Source organism: Psychroserpens damuponensis (genome assembly GCF_000826655.1).
Taxonomy (GTDB): Bacteria; Bacteroidota; Bacteroidia; order Flavobacteriales; family Flavobacteriaceae; genus Psychroserpens; species Psychroserpens damuponensis.
Genome location: NZ_JXJO01000022.1, coordinates 152,314 through 169,123, shown reverse-complemented (window position 1 = coordinate 169,123; position 16,810 = coordinate 152,314). Strand labels below are relative to the sequence as shown.

Below are 16,810 nucleotides of genomic sequence, written 5' to 3'. Positions count from 1 at the left end.
TGTAGATAACTTCTAGGTGTCACATTTTAGAAAACATCAAAATATAAGTAATTTAGCAATCTTACGGTTTTGAGAATTTCCGAAGTAAACATACAAATTTTAAAGCGACTTCCATTGGCAAAAAAAGTAAAAAAAGTAACACCGTTAATGAAACAATATAATGCCATCAAGGTAAAATATCCTGATGCATTGTTATTATTTAGAGTGGGAGATTTTTACGAGACATTTGGTCAAGATGCCGTAAAAGCGTCTAAAATATTAGACATTATTTTAACCAAAAGAGGAGCCGGAAGTGAGAGTGAAATTGAGTTGGCTGGGTTTCCGCATCACTCGTTAAATACGTATTTGCCAAAGTTGGTAAAAGCAGGTGAGCGTGTTGCAATTTGTGATCAATTAGAAGATCCAAAGCAAACCAAAACCATTGTGAAACGTGGTGTGACAGAGTTAGTAACACCAGGAGTTGCGCTCAACGATGATATTTTGCATTCTAAGTCAAATAATTTTTTGGCAGCTGTTTATTTTCCGTCAACAAGTTCTGCATCGCAATCAAATGGTGCCGTTTTTAACAGTGTTGGAGTGTCATTTTTAGACGTGTCAACAGGAGAATTTTTTATCTCTCAAGGCAATAGCGAATATGTCGATAAACTCCTTCAAAACTTTAGACCAAGTGAGGTTTTAGTTTCAAAACCTAATCGTAAAAAATTTAATGAAGCTTTTGGTAACGATTTTCATGCCTTTTATTTAGAAGATTGGGTGTTTCAAGATGATTATGCTAATGAAACACTATTAAAGCAGTTCAATACAAAATCGCTTAAAGGTTTTGGAATTGATGATTTATATGAAGGTATTGTCGCCTCTGGAGCCATTTTACATTATTTAGGAGAAACACAGCATCATAAATTACAACATATTACGTCTATTCAACGCTTAACAAAAGGAGAGCATGTGTGGATGGATCGTTTTACAATAAAAAATCTAGAGCTGTATCAATCTACAAATCAAAATGCAGTAACGCTTGTTGATGTGATTGATAAAACAATTTCACCAATGGGTGGACGATTACTAAAACGTTGGCTAGCATTGCCATTGGTAAATCTGTCACAAATAAATCAACGTCATGACGTGGTTGATTATGTCAAAAGCGATACTGTGATGTTGGGCAAATTTCAGCAGCAATTAAAGCAAATAGGAGATATTGAACGCTTGATTTCAAAGGTAGCGACAGTTAAAATTTCGCCAAGAGAAGTCATTCAACTTAAAAATGCTTTAGAAGCTATTGTGCCAATAAAAGCATTAGCACTCCATACAAAAAATAAAGCGTTACAGCATTTAGGTGATCAATTAGACGCTTGTGAAGAATTGCGTACAAGAATTAAAGCCACTTTAAACGAAGAGGCTCCTGTAAATATTTTAAAAGGGAATACCATTTCATCAGATTTTTCTTCGGAATTAAAAGAGCTTCGCGATTTGTCAGCTTCCGGAAAAGACTATCTCGATAAAATGTTAGAGCGTGAAAGTGAACGCACAGGTATTACATCACTAAAAATAGCTTCTAATAACGTTTTTGGTTATTATATTGAAGTACGTCACACACATAAAGATAAAGTTCCAGAAGATTGGATTAGAAAACAGACTCTTGTTAGTGCAGAACGCTATATTACTGAAGAACTTAAAGAATACGAAACTAAAATTCTAGGAGCAGAAGAGCGTATCTTAATAATTGAGCAACAGCTCTTTGGTGAATTAGTAAATTGGATTATTAATTTTATACAGCCTGTTCAAAAAAATTCAGCATTAATAGCTCAATTAGATTGTTTAACTGGTTTTGCACAATTAGCAATTGAGAATAATTATACAAGACCAGTCTTGACCGAAGGTTATGAACTCGATATCAAAAATGGTCGTCATCCCGTTATAGAAAAGCAGCTGCCTCATGGCGAACCTTATATAGCTAATGATGTATATTTAGATAGAGTAGAGCAACAAATTATCATGATTACAGGTCCAAATATGTCTGGTAAATCGGCAATTTTGCGTCAAACAGCATTAATTGTATTATTAGCACAAATGGGAAGTTTTGTTCCTGCGGAAATAGCAACTATAGGACTAACCGATAAAATTTTTACAAGAGTAGGCGCTAGTGACAATATCTCTATGGGAGAATCGACCTTTATGGTAGAAATGAATGAAACCGCTTCTATTTTGAACAATATTTCAGATCGCAGTTTAGTGCTTTTAGATGAAATTGGGCGAGGCACTAGTACTTACGATGGGATTTCAATAGCTTGGGCCATTAGTGAGTATTTACACGAACATCCTAGTAAAGCAAAAACATTATTTGCAACGCATTATCATGAGCTTAATGAAATGTCTGAAACCTTTGAGCGTATTAAAAATTTCAATGTTTCGGTAAAAGAATTAAAGGATAATGTATTATTTCTTCGGAAATTGGTTGCAGGAGGAAGTAATCATTCTTTTGGAATTCACGTTGCAAAAATGGCAGGAATGCCTCAACAAGTGATTCATAGAGCAAATAAAATTTTAGGGCAATTAGAAAAATCACATTCTACCGAAGAGTTAACAGATAAAGTGAAAAACTTAAATGATGAGATGCAGTTAAGTTTCTTTAATTTAGACGATCCGTTGTTAGAACAGATCAAAGAAGAGATCGTTAACATTGATATTAATACGTTAACACCAGTAGAGGCGCTTATGAAACTCAATGAAATTAAACGTATGTTGCTGAAAAAGAAGCGTGCATAAAAAAAGTTGAATTTTTTTATTAAAAGGCTTTGCTTTTCTAGGAAATGTTTTAAATTTGCACTCGCAATTACTACAAACGTTCATTTAAATAATTGCTATAATGCGAAAGTAGCTCAGGGGTAGAGCATCACCTTGCCAAGGTGGAGGTCGCGGGTTCAAATCCCGTCTTTCGCTCTATACCTAGTAAAAATATACCAATTTTTTAGTCATCCGACTAAAATGCTGAAGTGGTGGAATTGGTAGACACGTTGGACTTAAAATCCAATGTCCCTTGGGACGTACGGGTTCAAGTCCCGTCTTCAGTACAGATGAAAAGTCGAAACGAAAGTTTCGACTTTTTTGTTTTAAAAATATACTGAAAGCTCGCTTTCAAGGATACTTTAAAAAAAAACCGATTCATTTTTATAGATTGACTTTTCTCTAGATGTTGATATGTGACTCGAGGTAGTCAATTCCTCTTCCACTTGTTTATTTCTTCAAATCTCAAAATAAATTTAATTAGTTAATTGTCTTTGCACACAAAGTCGATTCTAACGTAAATAATTGGTCGTCATAAGGTTCATGGTTAAAAATAACTATTAAAAATAAAAATATTGAATTTATATTTGTTAGATTGACAATTACAATAAGTTATTATGATGATTTTAAAATTTAATTCTAAACGGTTAGTACTTTTAGTGTTTTTCTGTTTTTCGCTTCTAGGTTTTTCACAGAACAATACAAAAGAAAAAAAGATTGTAAGAGCTGTAGATAACCATACTGAAAACTCAATTACATTATTAAAAAAAGCTATCAGTATTAATAGTGGCACCATGAATTTTGAAGGTGTTAGAGCGGTAGGTAGTTTGTTTCAAAAAGAACTCGATAAATTGGGTTTTAAAACAAAACTTACCAATGGCGAGGCGTATGGTCGAGCAGGACATCTCATTGCAACTAAAACAGGGAAAAAAGGGCCTAAATTCCTTCTAATTGGTCATTTAGATACTGTTTTTGAATTAGAAAGTCCGTTGCAAGACTACACTATGCTTAATGATTCTATAATGAAAGGTCCTGGTGTCGCCGATATGAAAGGTGGAGATGTCATTATTATTCTAGCAATGCAAGCGCTCAAAGATGCAGGTGTTTTAGATGATATGTCTGTAGAAATTGTAATGACTGGTGATGAAGAAAAAAGTGGAGATCCATTAGAGTTGTCTAAAAAAGATTTGATAGATGCAGCAAAACGCGCAGATATTGCCTTAGGATTTGAAAATGGAGATAATAATCCAAAAACAATAGTCGTATCTCGAAGAGGTTCTGCAGATTGGGAACTAAAAGTTACAGGGAATCCAGCACATTCCTCTCAAATTTTCACCAATAATATTGGTGCCGGAGCAATATATGAAACCTCAAGAATTTTAAATGAATTTTATCTTCAGCTCGCTAAAGAGAAAGACCTTACGTTTAACCCAGGATTTATTATAGGTGGCACAACATTACAGCCAGATGATAACAAAACAGGAGGTCATGCCTTCGGAAAAACAAATGTAGTATCTCAAGAAACTATTGTTCGTGGTGATTTGAGAGCAGTATCTTTAGATCAATTAGTTAAAGCTAAAGAAACAATGAAAAAAATTGTTTCACAAAACTATCCTCAAACTAAGGCTAAACTTATATTTAAAAATGGCGCATATCCACCATTAACATTAACCGAAGGGAATTCTCAACTTTTAGCGTATTTTAATACGGTTAGTCAAGACTTAGATTTTGGATCCGTTTCTGCAGTAAATCCTAGAAATGCAGGAGCGGCAGATATTTCATTTACTTCAAAGTATGTAGATATGGCAATTGATGGTCTTGGGCTTACAGGTGGAGGTGGAGACCATACCATAAACGAAACTGGAAATTTAAATACCATAGCTACTCAAGCAAAAATAACAGCAGTATTAATGTACAGATTAGTGCATTCTAAACTATAATAAATTAGTAACTAATGAGAATATATATACTATTAATGGTGCTTAGTATTCAGTTTGCTAACGCTCAAAATTTTACTGAGTATCATACGGGAAGCACAATAGATGTGACCACCAATCACCAACCTGGAGCGTGTTTGATGGGTGGAGCTACTGAGCATGATAACGCCATGATTTGGTTTTTAAATAAAGCGGACGAAGGCGATATTGTAGTGCTAAGAGCCTCTGGCGGTAATGGCTATAATGATTATTTTTATTCCCAATTAGGAGTTACAGTGAATTCTGTAACCACATTTGTAATACACAATGAAACTGGAGCAATAGATCCTTATGTACTGCAAAGAGTAGCTAATGCCGAAGCAGTTTGGTTCGCTGGAGGTGATCAATACAATTATGTGAGCTATTTTAAAGACAATGCTATGGAAGAAGTGCTCAATACTTTTGTAAATGTAAAACAAGGTGTTATTGGTGGTACAAGTGCAGGATTAGCAATTTTAGGAGGTTCTTATTTTTCTGCGGAAAATGGCACGCTAACAAATGCTCAGGCTCTAAGTAATCCGTATCACGATAGAGCTACTATTGGTTATAACGATTTTTTAAATCTCCCTTATTTAAATAATTTAATTACCGATTCGCATTACGATGATCCAGATAGAAGAGCTCGCCATAGCGTTATGTTAGCTCGAATAGCAACCGATAATGCTACACATTCCTTCGGAATAGGATGTAATGAATATACCGCAGTTTGTATAGAACCAAATGGGAAAGGTTATGTTTATGGAGATTATCCAGCATATGAGGAGTTTGCCTATTTTTTACAAGCCAATTGTGTTACAGATTTTGAGCCCGAAACATGTGTTTCAGGACTACCTTTAACATGGGATAGAAACAACGAAGCCATAAAAGTTTATAAAGTGCCTGGTACGAATACAGGTGTCAATTATTTTGATCTATCAAATTGGGAAACTGGAAGTGGTGGCCAATGGGAAAATTGGTCTGTTGATAATGGTGTTTTTAATACAGACAATGGAACTAACCCTATGTGTGGTGCTTTATCGGTAGAAGATTTTGAACTAACAGCTATTAAAGTGTTTCCTAATCCTTTTCAAAATACCATTCAAATTATGTCAGATAAAGACCTAAAAGAAGTCCAAATCATTGATGTTTTAGGAAATATTAGTGTTGTAAATTTAAATACTGATAATACAATTGATACATCAACCTTAACTTCAGGAATGTATTTTTTGAAACTAAAAACAGATACAGTAGTTCAAACTTTAAAAATTGTAAAAAGGTAATTATTTAAAGGTTGATGAGTCTATCAAATTAAAATGTATTTCAATATAAAAAAGGTCTGATTTTCATCAGACCTTTTTTGTACTAAAGATTAGTTTTAATCTTAGTTATCTTTCAATTTGTCTGCAGCATTATTTAATGCATTAGCACCTTTTTCTTTAGCATCATCAGCAGTTTTGTTAGCAGCATCTTTAGCGTCATTAGCTAAATCTTTAGCGCCTTCTTTAACAGAGTTTGCACCATCTTTAATTGCATTTCCTGCAGAGTCAACAGCATTACCTGTAGCTTCTTTTGCATCTTTAGCGCCTTCTTTTACAGAATCAATACCATCTTCAATAGCATCTCCAGTTGCATCAGCAGCATCTTCTATAGCTTCACCAGTTGCTTCAGCAGCATCTTCAATAGCATCTCCTGTCTCTTCAGCAGCGTTTTCTATTGCGTCAGCAGCATTTTCAGCTCCTTCTTTAGTTTCTCTACATGATGTTACAGACACAACAAGTGCCAATGCTAATGCGATGTTTAAAATCAATTTTTTCATTGTAATAGTTTTAGTGTTAATTATTGTTCAAAATTAATATTTAAATTGAATAAATCGTTAAAATTTTAACATTTCTAAAAATCAGGATCTTCAATCAATGCACTATATACGTATATAGTTCATAATTTGGACTACAGCACCTTTACTTTCTTTAATGAAATTAAGATTTTTTTGACCCAATAGTTCACGATGTTGCGTTGAATGTATTAACCTGCTAAAAGCATCATGCAATTGTTTCTCATCTTTTATCGTTACAACTCCTGCACTTTTAATCATCGCAAATGCTTCTGGGAATTTCTTGTAATTTTTTCCAATAATCACAGGTACACCAAATGTTGCTGGTTCTAAAATATTATGAAGACCTGTAGTTCCCATGGCTCCACCAACATAGGCTATAGTTGCATAACTGTAAATTTTTGATAACAAGCCAATGGTGTCAATAACAAAAACAGAATAGTCTTCAAGTTTTTTGTCGTCTTTTTCTGAAAATAAAACGGTAGAAACCTTTAGCTTAGATGTAATGGAGTTTATATGACTAGAATTAATTTCATGCGGAGCTATTATGAATTTTAATGTTTCCGAAGCATTATCATTGATATATGGTATAAGTAGTGCTTCATCTTCTTCCCATGAACTTCCAATGACGATGCAAGTGCTATTTTCTTTAAATGCTGAAATAAATTCTAAAGTGTTATTTTGATTTAATTGATTCGAAACACGATCATATCTCGTGTCTCCAGAAACTGTAACAGTATTATAATTAATGCTTTCTAGAAGCGTTTTAGAATGTTGGTCCTGAACAAAAATATGTTCAAATGCAAATAATGCGTTGCGTAGCCTATTTCCGTAGAATTTAAAATAAGATTGATTTTTTCTGAAATGTGCCGAAATTAATATCGCTCTTCTCTTTTGGCGTTTCAACTCAAGCAGTAAGTTGGGCCAAATATCATACTTTACAAATACAGTAAACTCTGGACGTGTAAGTTGTATAAAACGTTGGGCATTCGCTTTGGTGTCTAGAGGTAAATAAATAACCACATCTGCTATTGTCGTATTTTTTCTAATTTCATATCCAGAAGGTGAGAAAAAACTGAGTATAATTTTATGTTGAGGATAGTTTTGTCTCAATTGTTCAAAAACAGGAAGACCTTGCTCATATTCACCTAAAGATGAACAGTGAAACCAAATTGTTTTATCGGTTGTATTTATGTTATGTTTAAGTATATCAAAGGTTTGCTGTCGACCTTTTACACCTAATTTAATTTTGGAATTAAATAGGGCGAGTAACTTTAGTAAAAAGGAAACAATATAGATGCCTAGGTTGTACAATGCTTAAATTCTAATATTCATGCTAAAATACTGTTCTTTGAAATAATTTCGTTGCTTAATGCTAATGAATTTTGTAATTTCGTTAGATATGAAAAAAATACAAATGGTTGACCTTAAAGGTCAATATAGCAAAATAAAAGACCAAGTAGATAGCTCTGTATTGGAGGTTTTAGATTCTACAGCATACATCAATGGACCTAAAGTTCATGAGTTTCAAAAAAATTTAGAATCCTATTTAGGTGTTAAACACGTCATCCCTTGTGCTAATGGTACAGATGCGTTACAAATTGCCATGATGGGTTTAGGATTAAAACCTGGTGACGAAGTGATCACTGCAGATTTTACATTCGCAGCTACAGTTGAGGTGATTGCGCTTTTGCAATTAACTCCAGTACTTGTTGATGTTGATCCTGTTACCTTTAATATTGATACCGATGCTATAAAAAAAGCTATTACGCCTAAAACTAAAGCTATTGTACCAGTTCATTTATTTGGTATGTGTGCTAATATGGAAGCTATCATGCAAATTGCCAGTGAGCACAATTTGTTCGTTATAGAAGATAATGCACAAGCTATTGGTTCGACTTATACCTATAGTAATGGTGAAAAAGCCAAAGCAGGAACGATTGGTCATGTGGCTTCTACCTCATTTTTTCCATCTAAAAATTTAGGTTGTTATGGTGATGGAGGTGCAATTTTTACTAATGATGATGATCTAGCTCATACCATTAGAGGTATTGTAAATCATGGTATGTATAAACGTTATCATCATGATGTTGTTGGAGTGAATTCTAGGTTAGACTCAATCCAAGCAGCCATTTTAAATATTAAGCTTAACAAGTTGGATGCTTATAATAAAGCGAGACAACAGGCTGCAAAAGCTTACAATAAAGCATTTGAAAACCACGAACAAATAATAATCCCTACAGGTAAAGATGTATGTAAAGGTATTTGTGATTCTTGTGATTGTCATGTATTTCATCAATACACATTGCGTATTATAAATAGTGATCGTGATGCCTTGGTTAAACATTTAAATGACAATGGCATTCCTTGTGGAGTTTATTATCCAATACCGTTGCATCGTCAAAAAGCATATATGGATGAGCGTTACAATGAAGATGATTTTAAAGTAACCAATCAATTGGTGAAAGAAGTCATATCACTACCAATGCATACCGAACTTGATGACGAACAAATTGAGTTTATAACAACTACGGTTATAAATTTCATTACAGCTTAATATGAAAAAAATTCTTGTAACTGGAGGGTTGGGATTTATTGGTTCGCATACAGTAGTAGAGCTTCAAAATGAAGGTTTTGAAGTTGTTATCATTGATGATTTATCAAATTCTTCGGAAAGCGTCTTAGAAGGAATCACATCTATTACACATAAAAAGCCCATTTTTGAGAAATTAGATTTAAAGAATAAAGCTGCGGTAGCACATTTTTTTAAATCTCATAGTGATATTTCTGGTGTGATTCATTTTGCTGCGAGCAAAGCTGTTGGAGAAAGTGTAGAGAACCCATTACTGTATTACGAAAATAATTTGAACACGCTTATTTATATGCTCAAATACGTTTTAGGTTTACAGGAATCTAACTTTATTTTTAGTTCTTCGTGTACTGTTTATGGTCAGGCTGATACAATGCCAATTACCGAAAACGCTCCAGTAAAACCAGCTGAATCCCCTTACGGAAATACAAAACAAATAGGAGAGGAAATCATAAGAGATACTTGTAAAGCAAATCAAAAATTGAAGGCGATTGCATTACGATATTTTAATCCCATAGGTGCGCATCCAAGTGCTAAAATTGGAGAATTACCCATTGGAGTGCCGCAAAATTTAGTACCTTATATTACTCAAACAGGTGCTGGATTGCGAGAAAGCTTGTCTGTTTTTGGAGATGATTACCCAACAAACGATGGCACTTGTATTCGTGATTATATTCATGTTGTAGATTTAGCGAAAGCACATGTAATTGCTTTGCAGCGATTACTTAATAATAAAAACGATACTAATTTTGAGACTTTTAATGTAGGTACAGGAGTTGGAAGTTCTGTTTTAGAAGTAATTCATGCTTTTGAGAATGTGTCTAGCCAATCATTAAACTATAAATTTGCTCCTAGACGAGAAGGTGATATCACTTCTGCTTATGCAGATACCGAAAAAGCAAACTCAGTTTTAGGTTGGGAAGCCAAATCTTCATTACATGATGCCATGGATTCAGCATGGAAATGGGAACAGAAAATTAGGAATTTATAATTCGTAACTAATGAATCAGTCTTGATCATACCTGTGAATATTTAAGGAAAACCCACAAAATTGCATTATAAATCTATTAAAGAAACCTTGCTTTAATTGCTAATTTGATAATTATAGCTCTATTCTTTGAAGATATGTGATTTAACAAATTGATTAACAATGATTTAATGCTTCTAACTTGGAGTTGGTCATTCTACTTTGTTTCTTTGGAGTTAATGATAAATGAAAACCAATGAAATTGATTAGTGTTAAAAGAGAAACTAAACCCGAAGCCAGGTTTACCAAAAAAATGGGTGTTTTGACTACAAACGTTACATACATCAAGAAGCAATTCTTGAGTATTCCTTACAAAACAATTCACAAATACCGAGAAACGTATTATGGTGAAATTAAAGATTGTGAGACTATAAGTTTAGCAAAATAATTTAAAAAAGTGGCTTCAAATTTGAAGCCACTTTTTTTTATACTGTTTGATTCTTATTCTTAGAAAATAGTGTTGTAAAAAGTAATACAATCATTCCAAAGCTTACAGACATATCTGCAACATTAAAAATCCCTGTTCTAAAAACACCTCCTAAATCAATGTGAAAGAAATCTGTAACAGACCCAAAAGCAATGCGGTCAAATACATTAGCGATTCCACCACCTGCGATACAACAAAGTGAGATGAGACTCAATTTATCTAGTGATTTATTTGTGATAATATAATATATAAGGTATCCTAATACTAAGGAAGGAAGGATGAGTAGTAGTAATAATTTTAATGTAGAATTCATGTCACTTCCCATTCCTAAAAATGCACCTTCGTTTTCTACATATTGCATAACAAATGTTTCTCCTATCAATTGTTTTACTTCGCCATATGCAAAATTAGCACGTACTAGTACTTTAGAGATTTGGTCTATAGCAATGTTAAATACGATAATTAGAATAATGCTAGTCGTTCTCGATAACTTCATAAAAACTAAGCGTTAGGTTCTAAAGTAGCAGAAGCTGTTTCTGATGCTCTGTTGATTTTTTTAACTAATCCTTGTAAAACTTTTCCAGGGCCAACCTCGGTAAAAAGAGACGCACCATCGGCAATCATTTGTTGTACAGATTGGGTCCAACGTACAGGAGCCGTTAGTTGTGAAATTAAATTAGCTTTAATTTCATTTTCATCTGTAATTGCAGTTGCCGTTACATTTTGATATATTGGACAATTAGGTTTGCTAAATGTTGTATTTTCAATTGCTGCAGCTAGTTCTTCTCTGGCAGGCTCCATTAAAGGAGAATGAAAAGCACCACCAACAGGTAAAACTAATGCTCTACGAGCACCTTCTTCTTTTAATGTTTCACAGGCTTTATTAATAGCATCAACATCTCCAGAAATCACCAATTGACCTGGACAATTATAATTTGCTGCAACTACAACACCTTCTGTAGTGGCACATACTTTTTCTACGATATCATCATCTAAACCTAGTACAGCAGCCATAGTACTTGGTTGTAATTCGCAGGCTTTTTGCATGGCTTGGGCGCGTTGAGAGACAAGTTTTAAACCGTCTTCAAAAGTTAATGCTCCAGCTGCAACTAAGGCTGAAAATTCTCCAAGTGAATGTCCAGCAACCATATCTGGTTTAAAGCTATCACCTAAAGTTTTTGCTAAAATTACAGAGTGTAAAAAAATAGCAGGTTGGGTTACTTTTGTTTCTTTTAAGTCCTCGGCAGAACCTTCAAACATAATGTCTGTGATATTGAAACCTAAAATTTTATTAGCATTTTCAAATAATTCTTGTGCTAATGGAGAGTTTTCGTATAAATCAAGTCCCATTCCTGAGAATTGTGCACCTTGGCCAGGAAAAATATATGCATTCATTGTCATCAAATTTAAGTTGCAAAAATAGGAATAATTATTTTACTGAAAATCCCTTATTAACGATAATTAGGCCATTTAATACAGACAAAAAATTAAGAGCAAGCAGCTTCGGCACATCGCTCTCCATCCATAGCAGCAGAAATAATTCCGCCAGCATAACCACCACCTTCACCACAAGGAAAAAGATTGGGAATTTCGGGATGTTTTAATTTTTCATTTCTTGGAATATTCACAGGAGATGAGGTTCTAGATTCTACACCAATTATATTAGCTTCAGCAGTATAATAACCATGCATTTTTTCTCCAAAAGCTTTAAAACCTTTCCGAAGAGAACCTCCAATTAATTTTGGTAATAAAGAGTGTAGTGGAGCAGATTTTAAACCAGGTTGATATGAAGTTGAGTTTAAGTCATTTGATAGTTTTCCTTCTACAAAATCGGTGAGTCGTTGTGCAGGTGCAGTTTGTGTTCGTCCACCAGAAGTAAAAGCTAAACGTTCTAAGTCTTTTTGATATTCTAGACCTTTTAAGGCACCATGTTGCTCGTATTTGTAGAGGTCTCTATCTGAGTTTATTTCTACAACTATACCAGAATTTGCGTACTCATTATTACGTTTTGATGGTGACATCCCATTCACAACAACTTCGCCATTTGCAGTTGCTGCAGGTACAATAAATCCGCCAGGACACATGCAAAATGAATATACACCTCTGTCGTTGACTTGGTTTACTAAACTATAGGATGCCGCAGGTAATAATTCATCCCTTTGCTCGCCTTTGCAATGGTATTGGATGCCGTCAATAATGTGTTGTGGATGCTCTACACGAACTCCCATGGCAAACGATTTTGCTTGTAATTTTATGTTTTTGTCGTTGAGCAAATAGTAAATGTCTCTAGCAGAATGTCCTGTTGCTAAAATCACTTTTTTGACATCTAATTCGTTTCCGTTATTGAGACTTAACGATTGTATTTGATTATTTTTAATATTGAAATTGGTTACTCGTGTTTCAAAATGCACCTCACCACCAAATTTTAAAATGGTTTCTCGAATATTTTTAACCACTTTTGGAAGCTTATTGGTTCCGATATGTGGATGTGCATCAACAAGAATTTGATCTGTGGCACCATGAAAAACTAAGTTTTCAAATATCTTTCTCACATCACCACGCTTGAGACTTCTAGTATATAATTTTCCGTCGCTATACGTACCAGCACCACCTTCTCCAAAGCAATAATTAGAATCTTCATTAACATGATGATCTTGATTAATGGCTTTTAAATCTCGTCGTCTATCTTGCACATTTTTACCGCGTTCTAAAACGATGGGTTTAAATCCAAGTTCTAGACATCGTAAAGCAGCATACATTCCTGCAGGACCAAAACCTATAATGTGAATTGGTTTTGCTTCAAAAACATCTTTATAATCAAATGTGTAAGCTGAATTTTCTGGCATTGGCTCGTTCACGTAAACTTCAACTTTGTAGTTAAACATGATTTTAGATTTACGAGCATCAATTGATTTTCTAAGAATTTTAATTCCAGAAATTTCAGAAGCTTTTACATCCAAATCATAAGCTGCTTTATAGAGCAATCCGTTTGGTTTTCCTTCTTCATGCAGGTTGATGCGTAGTTGTAAGGCTTTAATCATGAAGTAAAATTAGTCATTTAAAGTTGGTAAAATTTGTATGAATTTTATTAGAAAGATTTTCTCTCATAAGTCAAAAATGTAAAAGCAAATTCATGTTTCTCATCTTTTTTACGTTCTATTCTATCTATTTCTTTCCACTTTGACCTATCAATATTTGGAAAAAATGTGTCTGCATGTGGGAAATTATGGTGCACACGTGTGATTTCAATTTTGTCAGCTATACCCATAGACTGTTTGTAAATTTCGCCACCTCCAATTATGAATGGTTGTTTATCACGTTTTGCAGCGTCAAGAGCATCTTCCATATTGTGAACAACAATCACACCATCAGGAACTTTGTAATCATGTTGACGCGTAATTACAATGTGAGTTCGATTAGGTAATGGTTTTGGGAAACTTTCAAACGTTTTACGTCCCATAATAATATGATGACCATTTGTTAGAGATTTAAAACGTTTAAGGTCATCACTTAAATGCCAAATTAAATCGTTGTCTTTACCAATAGCATTGTTTTCTCCAGCAGCAACAATTATAGTACGTTCAACTTTTTTTTTTACAGCTGGTACTGCCTCTAATATACGTTCATTGAACACTTCAGATTTGGCCATTTCTGTCTCTTCCTTTATTAATTCTTGCTTAATTTTATTAATGCGTTCTTGTTGTTTGGCCACGAGAGATTCTCGTTGTTGGTCTTCCCAATCTTTACCCATAAATTTATGAGTTATAAATACACTCACAAAGTGATATACAAAAAATGCTAACCATAAAACAATCGCAATTACAAACCAATCAAGTCCTGCAATTTTAAACGTTTCGCCAATACCTAAAACCGTATTAGCTAAAATTAAAATTACAGCTCCAATTAAAAATATAACAAAATGAACATAAACACCTTTTTTTTGTTTAATGCGTTTTTCAGCATATTTTATTAATGCTAATTGTTCTTTATCTATCTGAGGAATTGTTTTCTTTTTACCGAACATAAATCAAAATACTTATAAATGTAAAGTTACAGTTTTTAACGTAAACGTTGTAATTATTTTTTACTTCGGAAATGAGCAAAGCACGAAAACGTTTTAGTGTTTAATATTTTGTAAATCAAGTAGTAAGGCTTGTTTTGGCGTATTGTAGATATCATAATTTTTAAAGCTTATTTTTTCATAGTTGAAATTATAAGAAGTCCTTCGTTAAGAAATTGATAAATCTTCATATTGCCAAAAGGTATTCGTTTGAGTATCAATCTTTCTTTTATACATTTGTGTAAATTAATTAACAATTAATATGGCAATTAAAAAACAATTTTTAAAAAGCAAGCCTATTTGTAAGGTAACATTTTCGGTACCAGCAGAGGATGCAAAAAAAGTAACAGTAGTAGGATCATTTAACGAATGGAATGATAAAAAAGCTGTGCAACTTAAAAAATTAAAGAACGGTACTTTCAAAGGTACTGTAGATTTGGAGAAAGATAACTCTTATGAGTTTAGATATTTAGTTGACGGAACTTACGTTAACGATGAACAAGCAGATGCCTACGCATGGAGCGATTTTGCTGGTGCTGAAAACGGTGTTTTAAATCTGTAAATAACAGTTAAAAATATAGTTGTAAAAAAAGAGCCTTCATCATGATGAGAGCTCTTTTTTTGTTTTTAAATGTACTGTGTTTTAAAATACAACTATTTATACTGCTACAGCGCCTTTAATATGTGGATGCGGATTATAATTTTCTAGGGTAAAATCTTCAAACTTAAAATCAAAAATATTTTTTACATCTGGATTTAATGTCATTGTAGGCAGTGGTCTTAGTTCTCTAGATAATTGTAATTCTAATTGCTCAAAGTGATTGCTGTATATATGTGCATCACCAAAAGTGTGTATAAATTCTCCAGGTTGATAACCACAAACTTGAGCCATCATCATAGTGAACAATGCATAAGATGCAATATTAAAAGGTACTCCTAAAAAGATATCTGCACTACGTTGGTATAATTGACAAGACAATTTTCCGTCGGCAACATAAAACTGAAAAAAAGCATGACAAGGTGGTAAAGCAGCTTTTCCATTAGCTACGTTTTCATCAAATGATTTTGAGGTGTCTGGCATAACCGAAGGATTCCAAGCAGATACCATCATACGGCGACTATTTGGGTTATTTTTGAGGGTTTTTATAACATCTTTAATTTGATCGATATCGTCATTGTTCCAGTTACGCCATTGATGACCATAAACAGGACCTAAATCGCCATTTTTGTCTGCCCAAGAGTTCCAAATTTTAACTCCATTTTCGGTGAGATAATTAATATTTGTATCGCCTTTTAAAAACCAAAGTAATTCATAGATAATAGATTTTAAATGCAATTTTTTTGTGGTTACCATTGGGAAACCTTCGCTTAAATCAAAACGCATTTGATGACCAAAAACACTTTTTGTTCCTGTTCCTGTACGATCACCTTTTTCATTACCTTGTTCTAAAACGTGCTTTACTAAGTCGTGGTATTGTTTCATGTTTACTTTCCGTGAAAACGGAAATCTCTTTAAATTAAACGTAATATTTTCAGAAAATAAAAATAAAAATAAGGGTTGAATCTTTACGATTTCAACCCTTTATAATATTAAAAGTTATTAACTATGTTAGAACTCAACTTAGTGAAACTCAAAACCAATTTGAGTAACTACATCGTCTTTAAAACCTATAATCATTGGAGTGGATTCTACTTTTGGATTTGACATATATAGATTTGGCATTATAGCTATTACATCTACCATTTTAATGTTGTCAATTATGGAATTTCCAGATGTTTTGTCGATTAACAAGTCATCGATTTTAAACGTACCTGTGTACGAATTTTCAGGAAACGTTTTGTCTCCATCCCAATTAAAATTTACACCAATAAAAAGTAACTTGTCTTTAACGGTATGAAATGCAATACCAAGATCATTATAATGGTAATTTGTTTTACCGCTACTATAAGATTTGTATACTGTAGGAGTTCCTAGTATCGTTTTAATATCTTCTACTGATGTTTCAGTAGTAAGTGTTGTGCCATTGAGTATCACATTTTTATCTGTTGTGAATTCTATATTAACATCTTTTTGTGCTGAAATAACATTAAAACATGCAATAGCCATTATAATGATAAGTGTGTTTTTCATTGTGTTGA

Annotated in this window: 15 protein-coding genes and 2 tRNA genes; 9 read left to right on the top strand and 8 right to left on the bottom strand. The window is 33.4% G+C overall.

Annotated features, from left to right (window positions below; genetic code table 11):
- Positions 1 to 114: 114 nt before the first annotated feature.
- From mutS to TD29_RS13470, 5 genes are all read left to right on the top strand, one after another.
- Positions 115 to 2,763, top strand: a complete 2,649-nt coding sequence (gene mutS / locus TD29_RS13490; RefSeq protein ID WP_040281271.1) for a DNA mismatch repair protein MutS — start codon at positions 115 to 117, stop codon at positions 2,761 to 2,763.
- Between the two features lie 102 nt (positions 2,764 to 2,865).
- A tRNA-Gly gene (locus TD29_RS13485) sits at positions 2,866 to 2,937 on the top strand.
- 47 nt (positions 2,938 to 2,984) lie between these two features.
- Positions 2,985 to 3,068, top strand: a tRNA-Leu gene (locus TD29_RS13480).
- Between the two features lie 330 nt (positions 3,069 to 3,398).
- A complete protein-coding gene (locus tag TD29_RS13475) occupies positions 3,399 to 4,721 on the top strand; it encodes a M20/M25/M40 family metallo-hydrolase (RefSeq protein ID WP_241485279.1) in 1,323 nt (440 codons plus the stop codon).
- Between the two features lie 14 nt (positions 4,722 to 4,735).
- Positions 4,736 to 6,016 (top strand): T9SS type A sorting domain-containing protein, encoded by a 1,281-nt coding sequence (locus TD29_RS13470; protein WP_040281269.1) that lies wholly within the window; start codon positions 4,736 to 4,738, stop codon positions 6,014 to 6,016.
- Positions 6,017 to 6,117: 101 nt separating this feature from the next.
- On the opposite strand, the gene TD29_RS18280 is transcribed toward TD29_RS13470, so the two are convergent.
- Entirely contained in the window at positions 6,118 to 6,552 is a 435-nt protein-coding gene (locus TD29_RS18280; RefSeq protein ID WP_040281268.1) for a hypothetical protein, read from the bottom strand.
- 102 nt (positions 6,553 to 6,654) lie between these two features.
- A complete protein-coding gene (locus tag TD29_RS13460) occupies positions 6,655 to 7,881 on the bottom strand; it encodes a 3-deoxy-D-manno-octulosonic acid transferase (protein WP_052467116.1) in 1,227 nt (408 codons plus the stop codon).
- 88 nt (positions 7,882 to 7,969) lie between these two features.
- Here TD29_RS13460 and TD29_RS13455 point away from each other — a divergent pair, with 88 nt between their 5' ends.
- The 3 genes from TD29_RS13455 to TD29_RS13445 all read left to right on the top strand — a co-directional run bounded on the left by TD29_RS13455 (position 7,970) and on the right by TD29_RS13445 (position 10,572).
- Positions 7,970 to 9,124: a DegT/DnrJ/EryC1/StrS family aminotransferase gene (locus TD29_RS13455; protein ID WP_040281316.1), complete on the top strand. Its 1,155-nt coding sequence runs from the start codon at positions 7,970 to 7,972 to the stop codon at positions 9,122 to 9,124.
- 1 nt (position 9,125) lies between these two features.
- Positions 9,126 to 10,148, top strand: a complete 1,023-nt coding sequence (galE, locus tag TD29_RS13450) for a UDP-glucose 4-epimerase GalE (RefSeq protein ID WP_040281267.1) — start codon at positions 9,126 to 9,128, stop codon at positions 10,146 to 10,148.
- 232 nt (positions 10,149 to 10,380) lie between these two features.
- Positions 10,381 to 10,572 (top strand): hypothetical protein, encoded by a 192-nt coding sequence (locus TD29_RS13445; RefSeq protein WP_040281266.1) that lies wholly within the window; start codon positions 10,381 to 10,383, stop codon positions 10,570 to 10,572.
- Positions 10,573 to 10,609: 37 nt separating this feature from the next.
- Here the strand turns inward: TD29_RS13445 and lspA are convergent, their stop codons facing one another.
- From lspA to TD29_RS13425, 4 genes are all read right to left on the bottom strand, one after another.
- On the bottom strand, positions 10,610 to 11,107 hold the full coding sequence (gene lspA, locus TD29_RS13440) for a signal peptidase II (protein ID WP_040281265.1): 498 nt from the start codon (positions 11,105 to 11,107) through the stop codon (positions 10,610 to 10,612).
- Between the two features lie 5 nt (positions 11,108 to 11,112).
- Positions 11,113 to 12,006, bottom strand: a complete 894-nt coding sequence (fabD, locus tag TD29_RS13435; RefSeq protein WP_040281264.1) for an ACP S-malonyltransferase — start codon at positions 12,004 to 12,006, stop codon at positions 11,113 to 11,115.
- A 92-nt stretch (positions 12,007 to 12,098) separates the two neighbouring features.
- On the bottom strand, positions 12,099 to 13,652 hold the full coding sequence (locus tag TD29_RS13430; protein ID WP_040281263.1) for an NAD(P)/FAD-dependent oxidoreductase: 1,554 nt from the start codon (positions 13,650 to 13,652) through the stop codon (positions 12,099 to 12,101).
- A gap of 47 nt (positions 13,653 to 13,699) precedes the next feature.
- Positions 13,700 to 14,635: a dihydrofolate reductase gene (locus TD29_RS13425; protein WP_040281262.1), complete on the bottom strand. Its 936-nt coding sequence runs from the start codon at positions 14,633 to 14,635 to the stop codon at positions 13,700 to 13,702.
- A 298-nt stretch (positions 14,636 to 14,933) separates the two neighbouring features.
- Here TD29_RS13425 and TD29_RS13420 point away from each other — a divergent pair, with 298 nt between their 5' ends.
- Positions 14,934 to 15,233 (top strand): isoamylase early set domain-containing protein, encoded by a 300-nt coding sequence (locus TD29_RS13420; protein WP_040281261.1) that lies wholly within the window; start codon positions 14,934 to 14,936, stop codon positions 15,231 to 15,233.
- A 96-nt stretch (positions 15,234 to 15,329) separates the two neighbouring features.
- Here the strand turns inward: TD29_RS13420 and TD29_RS13415 are convergent, their stop codons facing one another.
- Both TD29_RS13415 and TD29_RS13410 read right to left on the bottom strand, forming a co-directional pair.
- Positions 15,330 to 16,154, bottom strand: coding sequence for a thymidylate synthase (locus tag TD29_RS13415; protein ID WP_040281260.1), 825 nt, complete (start codon positions 16,152 to 16,154; stop codon positions 15,330 to 15,332).
- Between the two features lie 138 nt (positions 16,155 to 16,292).
- Positions 16,293 to 16,802: a DUF7738 domain-containing protein gene (locus tag TD29_RS13410; protein WP_040281259.1), complete on the bottom strand. Its 510-nt coding sequence runs from the start codon at positions 16,800 to 16,802 to the stop codon at positions 16,293 to 16,295.
- Positions 16,803 to 16,810: the final 8 nt, after the last annotated feature.

Excerpts from the sequence above, each read along its gene's own strand:
- TD29_RS13445 (WP_040281266.1), top strand. The coding sequence starts at position 10,381 with ATGAAATTGATTAGTGTTAAAAGAGAAACTAAACCCGAAGCCAGGTTT.
- TD29_RS13425 (WP_040281262.1), bottom strand. The coding sequence starts at position 14,635 with ATGTTCGGTAAAAAGAAAACAATTCCTCAGATAGATAAAGAACAATTA.
- TD29_RS13410 (WP_040281259.1), bottom strand. The coding sequence starts at position 16,802 with ATGAAAAACACACTTATCATTATAATGGCTATTGCATGTTTTAATGTT.
- TD29_RS13475 (WP_241485279.1), top strand. The coding sequence starts at position 3,399 with ATGATGATTTTAAAATTTAATTCTAAACGGTTAGTACTTTTAGTGTTT.
- TD29_RS13455 (WP_040281316.1), top strand. The coding sequence starts at position 7,970 with ATGAAAAAAATACAAATGGTTGACCTTAAAGGTCAATATAGCAAAATA.
- TD29_RS13415 (WP_040281260.1), bottom strand. The coding sequence starts at position 16,154 with ATGAAACAATACCACGACTTAGTAAAGCACGTTTTAGAACAAGGTAAT.
- galE (WP_040281267.1), top strand. The coding sequence starts at position 9,126 with ATGAAAAAAATTCTTGTAACTGGAGGGTTGGGATTTATTGGTTCGCAT.
- TD29_RS13430 (WP_040281263.1), bottom strand. The coding sequence starts at position 13,652 with ATGATTAAAGCCTTACAACTACGCATCAACCTGCATGAAGAAGGAAAA.
- TD29_RS18280 (WP_040281268.1), bottom strand. The coding sequence starts at position 6,552 with ATGAAAAAATTGATTTTAAACATCGCATTAGCATTGGCACTTGTTGTG.
- TD29_RS13470 (WP_040281269.1), top strand. The coding sequence starts at position 4,736 with ATGAGAATATATATACTATTAATGGTGCTTAGTATTCAGTTTGCTAAC.
- lspA (WP_040281265.1), bottom strand. The coding sequence starts at position 11,107 with ATGAAGTTATCGAGAACGACTAGCATTATTCTAATTATCGTATTTAAC.
- fabD (WP_040281264.1), bottom strand. The coding sequence starts at position 12,006 with ATGAATGCATATATTTTTCCTGGCCAAGGTGCACAATTCTCAGGAATG.
- TD29_RS13420 (WP_040281261.1), top strand. The coding sequence starts at position 14,934 with ATGGCAATTAAAAAACAATTTTTAAAAAGCAAGCCTATTTGTAAGGTA.